The sequence below is a fragment of the Polaromonas sp. P5_D5 genome (genome assembly GCF_054049435.1).
Genome location: NZ_JBFUMJ010000005.1, coordinates 1 through 14,830, shown reverse-complemented (window position 1 = coordinate 14,830; position 14,830 = coordinate 1). Strand labels below are relative to the sequence as shown.

Annotated in this window: 11 protein-coding genes; 5 read left to right on the top strand and 6 right to left on the bottom strand. The window is 63.7% G+C overall.

Going from position 1 to position 14,830, the window contains the following annotated elements; translation table 11 throughout:
• Positions 1–118 precede the first annotated feature (118 nt).
• Together ACXJKE_RS18680 and ACXJKE_RS18675 are read left to right on the top strand one after the other, a co-directional pair.
• A complete protein-coding gene (locus tag ACXJKE_RS18680; protein ID WP_457282268.1) occupies positions 119–964 on the top strand; it encodes a DUF817 domain-containing protein in 846 nt (281 codons plus the stop codon).
• Positions 951–1,400, top strand: a complete 450-nt coding sequence (locus ACXJKE_RS18675) for a ribosomal maturation YjgA family protein (RefSeq protein ID WP_457282102.1) — start codon at positions 951–953, stop codon at positions 1,398–1,400. The genes ACXJKE_RS18680 and ACXJKE_RS18675 overlap by 14 nt, the downstream gene beginning before the upstream one ends.
• On the opposite strand, the gene ACXJKE_RS18670 is transcribed toward ACXJKE_RS18675, so the two are convergent.
• Positions 1,381–2,580 (bottom strand): cation:proton antiporter, encoded by a 1,200-nt coding sequence (locus tag ACXJKE_RS18670; protein WP_457282101.1) that lies wholly within the window; start codon positions 2,578–2,580, stop codon positions 1,381–1,383. The two genes, ACXJKE_RS18675 and ACXJKE_RS18670, sit on opposite strands and share 20 nt — an antisense overlap.
• 187 nt (positions 2,581–2,767) lie before the next feature.
• Here ACXJKE_RS18670 and alaC point away from each other — a divergent pair, with 187 nt between their 5' ends.
• Positions 2,768–4,003, top strand: a complete 1,236-nt coding sequence (gene alaC / locus ACXJKE_RS18665) for an alanine transaminase (protein ID WP_457282100.1) — start codon at positions 2,768–2,770, stop codon at positions 4,001–4,003.
• Positions 4,004–4,076: 73 nt separating this feature from the next.
• Here the strand turns inward: alaC and ACXJKE_RS18660 are convergent, their stop codons facing one another.
• From ACXJKE_RS18660 to ACXJKE_RS18640, 5 genes are all read right to left on the bottom strand, one after another.
• On the bottom strand, positions 4,077–4,424 hold the full coding sequence (locus tag ACXJKE_RS18660) for a hypothetical protein (RefSeq protein ID WP_457282099.1): 348 nt from the start codon (positions 4,422–4,424) through the stop codon (positions 4,077–4,079).
• A 302-nt stretch (positions 4,425–4,726) separates the two neighbouring features.
• Positions 4,727–5,212, bottom strand: a complete 486-nt coding sequence (locus tag ACXJKE_RS18655) for a hypothetical protein (protein ID WP_457282098.1) — start codon at positions 5,210–5,212, stop codon at positions 4,727–4,729.
• A 257-nt stretch (positions 5,213–5,469) separates the two neighbouring features.
• Positions 5,470–6,300: an urease accessory protein UreD gene (locus tag ACXJKE_RS18650; RefSeq protein ID WP_457282097.1), complete on the bottom strand. Its 831-nt coding sequence runs from the start codon at positions 6,298–6,300 to the stop codon at positions 5,470–5,472.
• A 232-nt stretch (positions 6,301–6,532) separates the two neighbouring features.
• Entirely contained in the window at positions 6,533–9,127 is a 2,595-nt protein-coding gene (gene cphA / locus ACXJKE_RS18645; RefSeq protein WP_457282096.1) for a cyanophycin synthetase, read from the bottom strand.
• Positions 9,127–11,334 (bottom strand): cyanophycin synthetase, encoded by a 2,208-nt coding sequence (locus tag ACXJKE_RS18640; RefSeq protein ID WP_457282095.1) that lies wholly within the window; start codon positions 11,332–11,334, stop codon positions 9,127–9,129. The genes cphA and ACXJKE_RS18640 overlap by 1 nt, the downstream gene beginning before the upstream one ends.
• Before the next feature lie 321 nt (positions 11,335–11,655).
• Here ACXJKE_RS18640 and ACXJKE_RS18635 point away from each other — a divergent pair, with 321 nt between their 5' ends.
• Together ACXJKE_RS18635 and ACXJKE_RS18630 are read left to right on the top strand one after the other, a co-directional pair.
• Positions 11,656–13,998 carry a cyanophycin metabolism-associated ABC transporter gene (locus ACXJKE_RS18635; RefSeq protein ID WP_457282267.1) on the top strand — a complete coding sequence of 781 codons (2,343 nt, stop codon included), beginning with the start codon at positions 11,656–11,658 and terminating at the stop codon, positions 13,996–13,998.
• A 14-nt stretch (positions 13,999–14,012) separates the two neighbouring features.
• Complete coding sequence (locus ACXJKE_RS18630) at positions 14,013–14,501, top strand: cyanophycin metabolism-associated DUF1854 family protein (RefSeq protein ID WP_457282094.1); 489 nt, start codon at positions 14,013–14,015, stop codon at positions 14,499–14,501.
• Positions 14,502–14,830: the final 329 nt, after the last annotated feature.

The following is a 14,830-nucleotide window of genomic DNA, read 5'->3' as shown; positions in this document are numbered from 1 at the left end:
TGTCCGGGCTTTTTTGTGCCTGCAGGCATGCCGATATTCGTATCAGTTCCGCGAACGTAGAATCGCAGCGGTCGCCGAAACAAACCGGCAAAAAACAATCAAAAAAAGGTAGATGCCGATGGCGTTGCTTGCGTTGGACAACTGGCTGATCCAGACGAAATCTCATGCGGGCCTGTCGGGCTTTCGCCGCTTTTTGGTGGAGTTTGGCTGCTTCGGCCTCAAGGAAGCCAGGGCCTGCCTCTTTGCCGGGCTGTTCTTTGCAGCGGTGTTCCTTGTGCCGCGGGCAGGCGTGGCCGGTATTCCGCGCTACGACCTGCTGCTTTTGATAGCGCTGCTGATTCAAGGCTGGATGGTGCTGGCCAAGCTGGAAACCCTGGATGAGCTGAAGGCCATCTGCCTCTTTCACGTGGTGGGGTTTGCGCTGGAGGTCTTCAAGACTTCCGGGTCCATCCAGTCCTGGAGCTACCCGGACTTTGCCTATACGAAAGTGTTTGGCGTGCCGCTGTTTTCCGGCTTCATGTATGCGGCGGTGGGCAGCTACATCATCCAGGCGTGGCGATTGTTTGACCTGCGCATCCGGCATCACCCGCCTTACTGGATGGGCGTGGTGATTGCGGTGCTGATTTACGGCAACTTTTTCACGCACCACTTTTGGGGCGACTACCGCTGGTACATCGCCGCCTGCCTGGGCGGCTTGTATGCCAGGTCCACGGTGATCTTCCGGCCCTATGACCGGGACCGGAGCATGCCCTTGCTGCTGAGCTTTTTGCTGATCGGCTTCTTTATCTGGGTGGCTGAAAACATCAGCACGTTCTTCAGCCTGTGGCACTACCCCAACCAGCTGGGCGCCTGGTCCCTTGTTCATGTGGGCAAATGGAGTTCCTGGTCACTGCTGGTGGTCATGACCTTCACCATCGTGGCCAACCTGAAGCATGTGAAGGCGCGCATCCATGTCCCCGACTGAGACAGGCGCTTCCCGCGTGAAGCTGCGCTTTGACCGCGAGGCTGCACTCTGGGCGGTCTTTATTTTCATCATTGAAGTGCTGATCGCGACTGTGTGGTCACACCACCGCTGGCTGCGGGGTTTTGTCGGCGACGTGCTGGCTGTGGTGTGGGTGTACCTTTTGCTCAAGACCGTGATCAAGGCCAACACCCGCAACCTGGCGCTGGTGGCGTTTGCGGTGGGTTGCCTGGTGGAGCTGGCCCAGTATGTGGCCAGCGTCAACGGCTGGCACGTGCAGAACCGGGTGCTGAAGATTCTGCTGGGTTCGGTGGCTGACTGGATGGACGTGCTGGCCTATGCCTGCGGATTTCTGCTGGTTTTGGCGCTGGAGTTTTTGCTGGCCCGCTGGAAGGCTGCCAGAAGGCCGATTACGCCGGTTACTTCGAGCGAGAGATGATCTCTTTCATGCGCTGAAGCCGGGGTGCCGTCATCGGCACCGTCAGCATGGTGCTGGCAATGGCCATCAGCAGCAGGGCGGTGAAGGTCTCATTGGAGATGATTTTCTTGCCCAGCAGGATGTTGACAAAGATGATCATGATCAGGCCCTTGGTCTGCAGCAGCCAGCCGATGATGGAGCCTTCACCGGGCGCCCATTTCAGCACTTTGCCTGCGATGTAAGTGCCCATCAACTTGCCGCCGACCGAGGCCACCAGCAGCACCGCCGCGGCGATAAAAACGGCTTCTCCGCCGACGGACCAGTTGGTGCGCAGCCCCGCACTGAGGAAAAACACCGGCATCATCACCAGCAGCACGTGATGGCGCAGCAGGTCCATGTGTTCCTGGTCGAACCACTCACCGTCGATGACGGCGCCGGCCAGGAAAGCCCCGATCATGTAGTCCAGCCCGGCCCATTCCGCGCCGAAGGCGCAGATGATCAGCCAGATCAAGCCGACGTACCAGCGGTCACGCTCGGGCAGCCACACCATGAGCTTGCGGAAGGCGCAGCTCACGACGCCGAACGCCACGAGGAAACCGACCTGGGTGCCCACGCGTTTCCAGTCCATCAGGATGAGCGCCAGAACGCCCCAGATCGCGATGTCGTCCAGGCTGGCGTAACGTATCAGGCGCTGGCCAACCGGTTGGCGCAGGATGGCCAGCTTGTCCATCAGCAGGATCAGCACGGGAAGCGCCGTCACGGCGCAGGCCATGCCGACACCCACCACAAACTGCCAGGGCATGCCTTGCGTGCCTAGCCACCCTGGGTACATCAGCATGCCTGCGGCCACGACGCAGCCCAACACCAGCGGTGTGCTTAGCGCCAGGCCGGCGGTGATGCCGCTTTCGCGCCGGTGTTCCCAGGTCTTTTTGAGGTCCAGCTCGATGCCGGCGATCCAGACAAACACCATGACGGCCCACCAGGCAATGCCGTTGAGCGACTGCACCACCGGCGCGCTGAAGACAAAGGCGTAGTAGTCAGGGTAGACCTTGCCCAGGATGCCCGGGCCCAGCAAAATGCCGGCGATCATCTGCACCACCACCAGTGGCGCGTAGTAGTCGGTTCCGAGAACCCGCCAGATCAGGTAGGGCACCGCGAAGATGAGCGCCATGGCGATCAAATAGGTTTCGGTGGTGGTCATTGCGGAGTCCATGGTTCCCTTTGTTTTTATGCCTTCCGGCTCCGTGCCGGCGGCCAAGCCCCGCATGGTAGACCATGGCGGTGGCGCCGGTTGTAAGCGGCCTGCCTGTCGGTTACCATGGCGTCGGCTGGCCCCATTGCCCGCCACGTCGCTCGGACGGTTCCGGGCGCTTACGTGAAAGTTTCTTATGTCCGCCTCTTCTTCAGGCAAGCGCCGCTTTGCGCGCATTGACCGGCTTCCCCCCTACGTTTTTAACATCACGGCCGAGCTGAGAATCGCGGCGCGCCGGCGTGGCGAGGACATCATCGACATGAGCATGGGCAACCCCGATGGCGCCACGCCCGCGCACATCGTGGCCAAGCTCACAGAGGTCGCGCAGCGGCCCGACACGCACGGCTATTCGGCCAGCAAGGGCATTCCGCGGCTGCGGCGCGCCATTGCGCACTGGTACCAGAGCCGCTACCAGGTGGCGATTGACCCTGACACCGAGGCCATCGTCACCATCGGCTCCAAAGAGGGTTTGGCCCACCTGATGCTGGCCACGCTGGACCGCGGCGACACCGTGCTGGTCCCGGACCCGAGCTATCCCATCCACATTTACGGCGCGGTGATCGCGGGGGCCGACATTCGCTCGGTGCCGCTGACACCCGACACGGATTTTTTTGCCGAGCTGGAAAAAGCCATTCGCGGCAGCTACCCCAAGCCCAAGATGATGGTGCTGGGGTTTCCGTCCAACCCCACCGCGCAATGCGTGGAGCTGGAGTTTTTCGAGAAGGTGATTGCACTGGCGCGCAAGCACGACATTTTTGTGGTGCACGACCTGGCCTATGCCGACATCGTGTTCGACGGCTGGAAGGCGCCGTCCATCATGCAGGTGCCGGGCGCCAAGGACATCGCGGTGGAGTTTTTCACGCTCTCCAAAAGCTACAACATGGCGGGCTGGCGCGTCGGCTTCATGGTGGGCAACCCCGACCTGGTGGCGGCGCTGGCGCGCATCAAGAGCTATCACGACTACGGCACCTTCACCCCGCTGCAGGTGGCGGCGATTGCCGCGCTGGAAGGCGACCAGCAATGCGTGAAGGACATCGCCGCGCAATACCAGGCGCGGCGCGACGTGCTCTACAAGGGCCTGACCGAAGCGGGCTGGCCGGTGGACTGCCCCAAGGCGTCGATGTATATCTGGGCGCGCATTCCCGAGGCTTACCGCAAGCTGGGGTCGCTGGAGTTTGCCAAGCAGCTGCTGGAGAAGGCAAAGGTGTGCGTGTCACCCGGCATCGGCTTTGGCGACCACGGTGACGACCATGTGCGCTTTGCCTTGATCGAGAACGAGGCCCGCATCCGCCAGGCGGTGCGCGGCATCAAGGCCATGTTCAAGGCGGATGGGGTGCTGAAATCCGCACAAACCGATAAGCAGGAAGGCTAAAAAAAAGTGGGCCGCAAGCGGTCCACTTTGACATGACTCAAGACCGGCACCAAAGGTGTCGGCGCTGTTTTTTTCAACTGCCGGTGGCGTTGGGCGTGTCTTTTTCTGCGATACCGGCTGTGGCTGCCAGCAGTTTTTTCTCCAGTTCGGCACGCTCCGCAATCTCCCGTTCCAGCAGGTCGTTGACGTGTGCCAGCTCTTCCGCGGAGCTCTGGATTTTGTCTTCGAGTTCCGCGGTTTTTACCAGCGCCATCGCAACGTCGCCTGTTTTGACCGCGGGTGGAATTTCTTTTTCGAGGACCTTGTTGATCAGCAGCAGTTCTTGTGCGGATCTTTCCACTGTGTCCTGCACGGCATCGTTTTTTTCGAGCGCTCGCGCCAGTTGTGGCTTCTCGGGCGAGGTGTTCTGGGGTTTTTGCATGGATGCTTTCGTGGCGGGTGACGTGGCGGGTAATGGCCGGGGGAGCATGGAGACGGCGTCCCGCAGTGGACGCGCGATAGTCCCCCTCATCATGCACGCGAAATCCGTTGACCGGGTGGACTTTACGGGAGGGTTACCTGTGTTTGGCGGCGAATGAAATATGCGTCGCCTGGAGAAACCGGCGATATGGAAAACCTGCCCATAAAACGCACACAAAAAAGAAGTGGGCCGCAAGCGGCCCACCTTTGCTTCTGCTTCATCCGGTGAATTCATCAAACCCCGGCGGAGCGAGTGGCAACTGGTTATTGCGGCGGTGAGGCGACGGGCGCCGGGATCACCACAATGTCTGTCGAGGTCTGCGGCTGCACGCGAACGTTGGTGGCGCCCGGGGGCACTACAACGGTTTCTACCTGGCGCACGACACCGCCGCCGGCGACGCTGCCATCAGCCTTGCCGTAGCCCACGATACGGGCCTGGCAGGCGACCTGGTCTTCGCCCTTGAAGACATCGCAGCGCTTCAAGGCATTGGCGGAAAACTGTCCATTGGCGTTGTCGACCTTGCCGGCGCGTTTGGCGGCGTTGGCGTTCTTGACTTCAGTGATACAGGTTGCCCGGTCTTGCTGGGTCTTGCCGTTGTTACAGGCGGCCATTTCGCTCCTGGCGTCACCCGTGGCGTCGATCCCGGTGGTGCCGGAAGCAATCTGGGCCGCGGCACCCAGGGAAAGCAGGGCGGCAGCGCCGAAACAGGCAGCAGTGCGCGCAAGGCGGAAATTCAGGGATGAGGTCATGGTCAAACTCCTTGTTCGAAACTCGATGGATATCGATAAATGGAGTCTGGGCCGCTACCTGAAACGGCCATGAAAGGAAAAGGTCCGGGTAAGCCGTGCCCTAAGCCCATTCGCCTGTAGGACAGGTCTTTCAGCGGCTGTTGAGGCCGGGGCTCGCGCGGCTAACTAAAGACTACAAAACCCGTTGAGCTGCGGGGCCGGCGTAACGAATTTTCTGAAGATGTTTTTTTGTACAGCCTGCGTGAGCAGCTGCAGAACTACATCGACCAGATGCGCGGGGTGGAGGGCGCCAGCTGCCAGAGCTGTGTGCGCCAGGCTTGCCAGACCTGCTTGAGCAAGGCCATGGCAGGTTCAACCACTGGCGACAGCACACGGACGACGACGACCTGCCCGTCGGGGCTGGTTGCACCGGCGCTGGCGCTCAGTGCGTGGGCCTGCATCACCTCACGTGCGCAGTCCAGCGCCAGCTGGCGGCGATGGCGCTCGAGCTTGCTGCCGGCCACAAAAAAAAGTGAGGCGAGGCAGCGGTTGCCGGCCATGCCGAGCGGGCTGTTCATCAGCAAGGTGTCTGCGGCATCCATGCGCGCGCGCTCGAGCCAGACGCCGGGCATTTCGATGTGCTGGCGAAAGCTGCCGCTCTCGAACGGCAGGCTGGCGGCGGGCAGGCCCAGGGCGGTGACGTCCCAGCCGATCAGTTCGGCGCCGGGCGCCAGCGTCATGGTCAGGTGGTTTTCGGCAAGGCAGCCGTTGTAGCAAATGGCCTCCAGCGGCAGCCATTCCATGCGGGCGCCGGCCTGCAGGTCAAGGCGGGTGCGCTGCAGGGCGGGCTCGCCGGCGGAGCGGTAAAAGCGCGTGGCGCCGGGCGTGGTGATGAGGCCGTGTGTGCCGGGTGCTGCGCTGAAGGCCAGGTCCAGCGTGTCGCCGCCGACCAGGCCGCCGGGCGGGTGCACGATGACGTTGTGGCAAATCGCGTCGCCTTCGGGATAAAGACTTTGCAGGATGCGCAGGGGGCCGCTATGGCGAAAGTGGGCAAGGGTCTTGCCGGCCTGGTGGGTGTAGTCGAGTGCGAGGGTCGCGTTCCAGGTCATGGGGCAAGTTTAACGCGGGCAGGCAGCCTGGCTTTGCTATCAATTCAGGAGCTGCTCGCGCAGGTTCTGTATGCGCCGCAGCCTCTTTTTGCTTAAATTTTGGGCTCGAGAAGCGTTTTTTTCGTTTATCAGGCTTCTCGGAGGCTTGGAAGGCTTCGGAGTCGGCGAAAGGCAGCAGGGTGATGCCCCTTGCGCCTTTCGCTCCTCTTTTGCCGACTGCTGGCCTGGGGGATCAGCTTGTGACTTTCTCTTTAGCTTCCTTCACCCGCGCGGCCAGGTGGTCCAGCGCTTCCTGCACCTGGTCGACCAGGATCAGGCAGAGGTCACCGGGTGACAGGCGCGAAAGTGCGGTGTCGATGGCCAGAAACTCGCCGCGTATCTCGTCAATCTGTTTGGTGCGGCGGGCTTTGTCGAGGCCTTGGCGCAGCAGACCCATAACTTCACCGTCTGCGCGGCCGCGCTGAGCGGCGTCCTGGTAGAGGATGACGTCGTCGAACGCGCTGCCCAGGATGATGGTCTGGTCGCGGATGTCGCTGTCGCGGCGGTCGCCTGCGCCGCTGATCACCACACTGCGGCGCTGGCCTGGCGTGGCCGGCATGGCGTCGACCGCGGCCACCAGGGCGCGCATGGCGTCGGGGTTGTGGCCGTAGTCGGCGATCACCGTGGCGCCTTTGTAGTCCATGACGTTGAAACGGCCGGGCGCGTTGTGCGCGTCGTTCACAAAGCTGGAAAGCCCGCGCTTGATGGTGTCCCAGTTGATGCCGGCACCCCAGGCGGCCGCGACGGCGGCCATGACATTTTCGACCTGGAAGCTGATGGTGCCGCCGCGTGTGACGGGAACGCCCTGCAGCGCGATGCGTTCGACCCAGGCGCCTTCGGCGGCCACCAGTGTGGCGCCGTCGACATACACGGTGCGCTTGCCTTGTGCGCGGTGCGTGGCCATGAGCGGGTGGTGCCGGTCGGCGGCGAAAAAGATCACCTTGCCGGGGCAGGTGGCCGCCATGTCGGCGACGATGGGGTCGGCGGCATTGAGCACCGCGTAGCCGGTGGTCGAGACATTCTGCACGATCACGCGCTTGAGCACGGCCAGGTCTTCCACCGTGGTGATGTAGTTCAGGCCCAGGTGGTCGCCGCTGCCGATGTTGGTGACAACGGCGACTTCGCAGCGGTCAAAGCCCAGGCCTTCGCGCAGCACGCCGCCGCGGGCGATTTCGAACACGGCCGCATCGACGTCAGGGTGCATCAACACGTTGCGCGCGCTCTTGGGGCCGCTGCAATCGCCGCTGTCGGTTTGCCGGCCGTTGATGTAGACGCCGTCGGTATTCGTCATGCCGGTGCGCAGGCCGTCGGCGGCCAGCAGGTGGGCAATCAGGCGGGTCGTGGTGGTCTTGCCGTTGGTGCCCGTGACGGCAATCACCGGCACGCGGCCGTTGTCACCGGGGGCAAACAACTCGTCGATCATGGCGACGCCCACGGCGCGGCCCTTGCCGTACGAGGGCGACAGATGCATGCGCAGGCCTGGCGCGGCATTGACTTCCACGACGCCGCCGTTTTGTGTCTCCAGCGGGCGCAGCATGCTTTCGCACACCACGTCGACGCCGCAGATGTGCAGGCCGACCATTTGCGCCGCAGCCACGGCGCGCGCGGCCACAGCCGGGTGTACGTCATCGGTTACGTCGGTCGCCGTGCCGCCGGTGCTCAGGTTGGCGTTGTTGCGCAGGATGACGCGCCGGCCCTTGGCGGGAATGGATTCGGGCGTGAGCTCCTGTGCTTCCAGGCGGGCCACGGCGATGTCGTCGAAGCGGATTTTGGTGAGCGAGGTGGAATGGCCTTCGCCGCGTTTGGGGTCCTGGTTGACGATGTCGACCAGCTCACGCACGGTGTGCAGGCCGTCGCCCACGACCTGTGGCGGCTCACGCCGCGAGGCGGCCACCAGCTTGTTGCCCACCACCAGCAGGCGGAAGTCGCTGCCGGGCAGGAATTTTTCGACCATCACTTCGCCATATTCGGCGGCTGCCTTCCAGGCGGTGTCCAGGTGTTCGCGCGTGGTGATGTTGACGGTGACGCCCTTGCCCTGGTTGCCGTCCAGCGGTTTCACGACTGCCGGCAAACCCACTTCCAGGGCCGCGGCCCAGGCATCGTCCGTATCGGTGACCGGGCGGCCCAGCGGCACGGGAACGCCGGCCGCGCGCAGCAGTTTTTTTGTGAGGTCTTTGTCTTGCGCGATGGATTCGGCCACGGCGCTGGTGGCGTCGATTTCCGCGGCCTGGATGCGCCGCTGTTTGGAGCCCCAGCCGAACTGCACCATGCTGCCTTTGGTGAGGCGCCGGTAGGGAATGCCGCGTGCCACGGCGGCGTCGACAATCGCGCCGGTGCTGGGGCCGAGGCGCTCGTCTTCGTCGAGTTCGCGCAGTTGGGCAATCGCGACGTCCAGGTCGAAGGCGGTGTCGCGCAGGGCGGCGTGGATCAATGCTTGCGCCAGCTCGAAGGCCAGCCGGCCGACGGTTTCTTCGCTGTACTCGACCACGACCTGGTAGGTGCCCGCTTCAACAGTAGAGGCGGTGTGGCTGAAAGTGAGGGGGCAACCGGCAGCCGTCTGCAGCGCCAGCGCGGCGGCTTCAAGCACATGGGCCAGTGAGACGGGGCCTGCGTGGCCGGTCTGCCGGAAGGCGCCCATCTCGGGGAACAGCGAGCGCACGCGCGGCTCAAAGCCTGGCAGACCGGTGATATTGCACTCCACCGCAGTGCAGGCAACGATGGCTTCGAGCGCCGTGTGGCGGCTCCAGAGGTTGGGCCCGCGCAGGGCCCGGATACGGGACACTTCCATTACTCGGCACTCCCGGCGGTTTTAGGGGTGGTTTCAAAGGCTTCCATGCCGGCGCCTATCAAATTGAGGGGGATGCCCAGCGCCCAGGCGGCGCCCACGGCGGCCAGCAGTCCACCCTCGGACAGTCCGCGGCGTTCGCGCCAGGCGGCAAGCTTGCCGAGGCCCGGCAAAAAAGCCTCGCTGGCACCGGTGGCCAGCACGACCTGGTCCTGGCGCAGGTAGAGCGCACGGCCGCCTTTGGCGCAATGCGCCGCAATGGCCTCGGCCTTGGGGTCGGTGCTGTAGAAAATGACTTCGCCGTCGCAGAGCTCCTGCATTTCGGCGATGCGGGGATCTGCGGCATTGAGCACGGCGGCGCCGCCGGGCAGCACCACATCGACCTGCGAGCGCATGACCTTGTACATCTGGTCGGCTTCGGTGATGTCGAATTCGGCCAGGCCTTCGGCGCCGCCCAGGTCGGTAACAACACCCACCTGGCATTTGTCATAGGGCAGGCCGGTGCGCAAGATGGTGTCGGCGCCGTTTTCAAACACAGCCGCCTGCACGGCGCGGTTGATCAGCAGGCGCTGGCCGGCTTCCCAGTTGGCGCAGTTGGATGCGTCCACACAGCGCTGGTCCAGGAACAACCCACCCTGGCAGGCCAGGCCGGTGTGCCGGCCCGACAGGTGCAGCAGCCAGGCCACCAGACGCGCCACGCGCTGGTTGTCGCTGGAGCCGGCAATGCCGACGATGGGAATGCGGCCGTCAGGGCTGTCGGAGTCGGTGGCAGGGAAAAGGTGGTCGCAGATGGCACGGCCCACCGGGCGCGGCGCGCCTTCGGCCGGCTTGAGGTGCATGAGGAGGCCTGGGCCGGCGTTCACTTCAACGATTGCGCCGCCTTGCTCGTGCAGCGGGCGCGAGATGTCTTGCGCCACCACATCGACCCCGGCGATGTCCAGGCCCACCACGCGGGCGGCCAGCGACACGATGTGATCAACGTCAGGGTGAACCTGGTCGGTGCAGTCGATGGCCACATTGCCGTTGCGCTGGATCAGCACCTCGCGGCCAACGGCGGGTATGGCTTCGGGGCTCAGGCCCTGGCGCTGCAGATCAAGAATGATGGCGCCGTCGCTGGCCGTGTTGATACGGCCCAGCGGGAAGTCTTCACCGACGCCGCGGCGCGGGTCGGTGTTGAGCTGTGCGTCCACCAACTGTGAGACGGTCGAGGTGCCGTCGCCGGTGACCCAGGCCGCCTCGCCGCGCGCGGCGGCGACCACACGGCCGCCCACCACCAGAAGGCGGTGTTCGTTGCCGCGCACAAAACGCTCGACCATGACTTCGCTGCCATGGCGCGCCGCAACCTCGAACGCACCTTCCACTTCGGCCCGCGTTTTGAGGTCCAGCGACACGCCACGGCCATGGTTGCCGTCGGACGGCTTGACGACCACCGGCAGGCCGATGTCTTCGGCGGCTTCCCAGGCTTCTTCGGCTGTGCCGACGATCTGGCCTTCAGGCACCGGCACGCCGCAGGTAGCCAGCAGGCTTTTGGTGAGGTCCTTGTCGTGGGCGATGCCTTCGGCGATCGCGCTGGTGAGGTCGGTTTCGGCCGTCCAGATGCGGCGCTGGCTGGCGCCGTAACCCAGTTGCACCAGGTTGCCGTCGTTCAGCCGGATATGGGGAATGCGGCGGTCGGTGGCCGCGGCCACGATGGAGGCCGTGCTGGGGCCGAGGTAGCAGTCGTCCACCTTGGTCCGGATTTTCTCGACGGCGGACTGCACGCCGGCCTGGCCGTAGTCTGTGCCGTTGATGGCGGCCATCAGCAGGCGGTGGCCTTCGGCCAGCGCGGTGCGGGCCACCTGCTCGTCGCGGGCACGGAACACCATGCGGTAAACGCCGCGCTGGGAGGTGCTGCGCGTCTGGCCGAAGCCGGTCGGCATGTCGGAAAGGTTCAGCAGCTCGATGACCACATGCTCCAGCACATGGCCGGACCAGGTGCCTTCCAGCAGGCGCTGGATGAAGCCGCCGCGCTCGCCCACGCCGCAGTGGTGTTCGACGAGGGCCGGCAGCAGGGCGACCAGGCGGTCATTGAAGCCCGGCAACAGGTTGGAGGGGAAGTCTTCGAGGCTGCCGAGGTCCAGCCAGACTTCCAGCACGGGCCGATAGGTCCAGATGTTGGGGCCGCGCAGGTAATTGATGCGCAGCAGCTTGATGTCGTCCTGTGGGCTCATTTTTCGCAAAATTGTCGGCAGGGTTAGGCCTTGGTACCCCCGGGGGCAAGCCTCGGCCCTGGCCGATGGATTTCAGTGTGAGGCCTGTCAAGGTCTCGGTGGGTCCCTGTGTCTCGTTATGTTGTTGTTTTTGTCGCGGCGATGGCCGCCAGGGGTCGATTTTGATGGTTCCGTCATTTTCAGGGGGTTGATATGGTCAAACCGGTCGCTTCAGGCCGCATTCGGCGAAAATCCCTGTTTCGGGCCTATTCGCACAACTACGAAGAACCTGCGAATACCCTGCCGCGCCAGATGCGGGACGCCAAGATTTTCCACAACACAATGCAACACAACCACCCGGCAGACGACTCCAGCCCTACCGACCCTGTTCTGGCAGGGCTTCGCTCACAACTTGCAACCCAAGAGAACGTTTTGTGCACGCTGGTGGTTGACCTGGATAACCAACTTCATTTCGCCCGGGGCCTGCTGGCCCTGACGGACCGCCGGCTGCTGGCCTGCAACCCCGAAGGCGTATGGGCCAGCTGGCCCACGGCGGACGCCGCCGGCACCGTATTGCAAGGGCTTTCACTGCGCCATTTCGACCATGCCGGCGTGGGTACGCTGGAGCTGCATGAAGCGGGCCGGCGGCTGGCCAGCTGGCGGTTTACCCTGGGTGCCAATGTGCAGGCCCTGCGCCTGGTGCGCCTGTTTGCCCAGCAGCAGGCCCCGGCGGCGGGCGATGCCACGGCACTGGCCGAGGACACAGCCCTGTGCCCCGAGTGCGACCTGCCGCTGCCGCCTGACAGCGAAGAGTGCCCGGCCTGCGCACGCGAGTTGCACACGCCGCCTTCCACCTGGGTGCTGCTGCGCCTGTGGCGGTTTGCCGATCCGTACCGCTACCAGCTACTGGCCGGTTTTTTGCTGACTTTGGCCTCCACCGCCGCCACGCTGGTGCCGCCTTACCTCACGATTCCGTTGATGGACGACATCCTGATACCGTTCCAGAACGGCCAGAAGATTGAGCCCTGGAAGGTGGGATTGCTGCTGGGTGGCCTGCTGGGCGCGGCCGTGCTGGGCTGGGCGCTGAACTGGGCGCGTACCTATTTGCTGGCACTGGTGTCCGAGCGCATAGGCGCTGACCTGCGCACCGCCACCTTCGACCACTTGCTGGAGCTCTCGCTGGACTACTTTGGCGGCAAGCGCACCGGCGACCTGATGTCCCGCATCGGCTCGGAAACCGACCGCATCTGCGTATTTTTGTCGCTGCATGCGCTGGATTTCGCGACCGATGTGCTCATGATCGTGATGACCGCGGTGATCCTCATTTCCATCAACCCCTGGCTGGCCGTGGTGACCCTGCTGCCGCTGCCGTTTATCGGCTGGATGATCCATGTGGTGCGCGACAAGCTGCGCACCGGTTTTGAAAAAATCGACCGCGTCTGGTCGGACGTGACCAACGTGCTGGCCGATACGATTCCGGGCATCCGCGTGGTCAAGGCCTTTGCCCAGGAAAAGCGTGAGGCCCAGCGTTTTCGTGAGGTCAACCAGCACAACCTGGCGGTCAACGACAAGCTCAACAAGACCTGGTCGCTGTTCACGCCCACCGTCTCATTGCTCACAGAAGTCGGCCTGCTGGTGGTCTGGGCTTTTGGCATCTGGCTGGTGTCGCGCCAGCAGATCACGGTCGGCGTGCTGACGGCTTTTATCGCCTACATCGGCCGCTTTTACGGCCGGCTCGATTCGATGAGCCGCATCGTTTCCGTCACGCAAAAGGCCGCCGCCGGCGCCAAGCGCATTTTCGACATCCTCGATCATGTCTCCAACGTGCCCGAAACGGCCAGCCCGGTGAAGATTGGCGCGCTCGAAGGCCGCATCGACATGAAGAACCTCGGGTTCCGTTACGGCAACCGCTCGGTCATTCGCGGGCTGGACCTGCAGATCCGTCCCGGCGAAATGATCGGCCTGGTGGGCCACAGCGGTTCGGGCAAAAGCACGCTGGTCAACCTGATCTGCCGGTTTTACGACGTGAGCGACGGCTCCATCAGCGTGGACGGCACCGACATCCGCCGCTTCGGTGTGGCCGACTACCGCCGCAACATCGGCCTGGTGCTGCAGGAACCGTTTCTTTTCTTCGGCACGATTGCCGAAAACATTGCCTACGGCAAGCCGGGCGCCACGCGCGCTGAAATCGTCGCGGCCGCGCGTGCCGCCCATGCGCATGAATTCATTTTGCGGCTGGCCCAGGGCTACGACTCGCTGGTGGGTGAGCGCGGCCAGGGGCTGTCGGGCGGTGAGCGCCAGCGCATCTCGATTGCGCGTGCCTTGCTGATCAACCCACGCATTCTGATCCTCGACGAAGCGACCTCGTCGGTAGACACCGAAACGGAAAAAGAAATCCAGCGTGCCCTCGACAACCTGGTGCAGGGCCGCACCACGATTGCCATTGCCCACCGCCTTTCAACGCTGCGCAAGGCCGACCGCCTGGTGGTGATGGACCGCGGCCAGGTGGTGGAAGTGGGGCCGCACGACGAATTGATGGCGAAGCAGGGTGCTTACTGGCGGCTGTACGAAGCCCAGGCGCGGCAGGTCGACAGCGAAGAGGGCGGCGAGGAAGTCGAGCAAAGCCGCATCGCACTGGCCACCTCGCAACTGGCCCACACCGCGCAGCACACCGGCAACCGGTGAGCCAAGGATTGCACATGACAACTTCTTCTCATTTCTCTTCCACTTCATTTTCCCTGGAACGCACGGCGTCGGGCCGGCTGGTGTTCGTCGATGCCGGTGGCCAGCAGCATGCTGGCGTCGTGCCGGTGCGGGCCTTTCCCCTGGCCGCGCCCGATGAAGGCATTTCACTGGTCAACACCGAAGGGCACGAGGTTGCCTGGGTGGAAAACCTGCAGGCATTGCCGGCGGATGCACGCACCTTGCTGGAAGAAGAGCTGGCGCTGCGCGACTTTGTGCCCGAGGTGACGCGGCTGAAAAGCGTTTCGACCTTTGCCACCCCCAGTGTGTGGACGGTGGAGACCGACCGGGGTGAGACGTCTTTTGTGCTCAAGGGCGAAGAAGATATTCGCCGTTTGGGGCGCACGGGGCTGCTGATTGCAGGCAGCCAGGGGGTGCAGTACAGCGTGCGGGATATGACGGCGCTGGACCGGGGGTCGCGGCGGTTGTTGGAGCGGTTTCTTTAGGCCGGGTCTTGCTCCGGCCTTTGTGCGTTTTGCTGAGGGCTGTTGGCCGGGGGTAGCCCGGCAGCTACTCACTTTTCTTTTGCTTCGCCAAAAGAAAAGTAAGCAAAAGAAAAGGCGACCCTGCTGTCTGCGTCCCTGCGCTTCGCTACGGGCAACCTGTGGTGCTCGGTCCAGGCGGGGTCTCGCTCGAACTCGCCTTCGGCTCAGACAATCGCGATCCCTGATCCGCCTGAACCTGCGCTCCTCGGCGCAGACAGAAGGGGGTGGAGGCAGGAATACCAAACAACCGAAGACAAAACCCGGAATACCAGAAGAAACCAGGACTCGCC

Bases quoted from the DNA above. Each gene is read 5' to 3' on its own strand.
- ACXJKE_RS18630 (WP_457282094.1), top strand. From the start codon at position 14,013: ATGACAACTTCTTCTCATTTCTCTTCCACTTCATTTTCCCTGGAACGC.
- ACXJKE_RS18670 (WP_457282101.1), bottom strand. From the start codon at position 2,580: ATGACCACCACCGAAACCTATTTGATCGCCATGGCGCTCATCTTCGCG.
- ACXJKE_RS18655 (WP_457282098.1), bottom strand. From the start codon at position 5,212: ATGACCTCATCCCTGAATTTCCGCCTTGCGCGCACTGCTGCCTGTTTC.
- ACXJKE_RS18635 (WP_457282267.1), top strand. From the start codon at position 11,656: ATGCAACACAACCACCCGGCAGACGACTCCAGCCCTACCGACCCTGTT.
- ACXJKE_RS18660 (WP_457282099.1), bottom strand. From the start codon at position 4,424: ATGCAAAAACCCCAGAACACCTCGCCCGAGAAGCCACAACTGGCGCGA.
- cphA (WP_457282096.1), bottom strand. From the start codon at position 9,127: ATGGAAGTGTCCCGTATCCGGGCCCTGCGCGGGCCCAACCTCTGGAGC.
- ACXJKE_RS18650 (WP_457282097.1), bottom strand. From the start codon at position 6,300: ATGACCTGGAACGCGACCCTCGCACTCGACTACACCCACCAGGCCGGC.
- ACXJKE_RS18680 (WP_457282268.1), top strand. From the start codon at position 119: ATGGCGTTGCTTGCGTTGGACAACTGGCTGATCCAGACGAAATCTCAT.
- alaC (WP_457282100.1), top strand. From the start codon at position 2,768: ATGTCCGCCTCTTCTTCAGGCAAGCGCCGCTTTGCGCGCATTGACCGG.
- ACXJKE_RS18640 (WP_457282095.1), bottom strand. From the start codon at position 11,334: ATGAGCCCACAGGACGACATCAAGCTGCTGCGCATCAATTACCTGCGC.
- ACXJKE_RS18675 (WP_457282102.1), top strand. From the start codon at position 951: ATGTCCCCGACTGAGACAGGCGCTTCCCGCGTGAAGCTGCGCTTTGAC.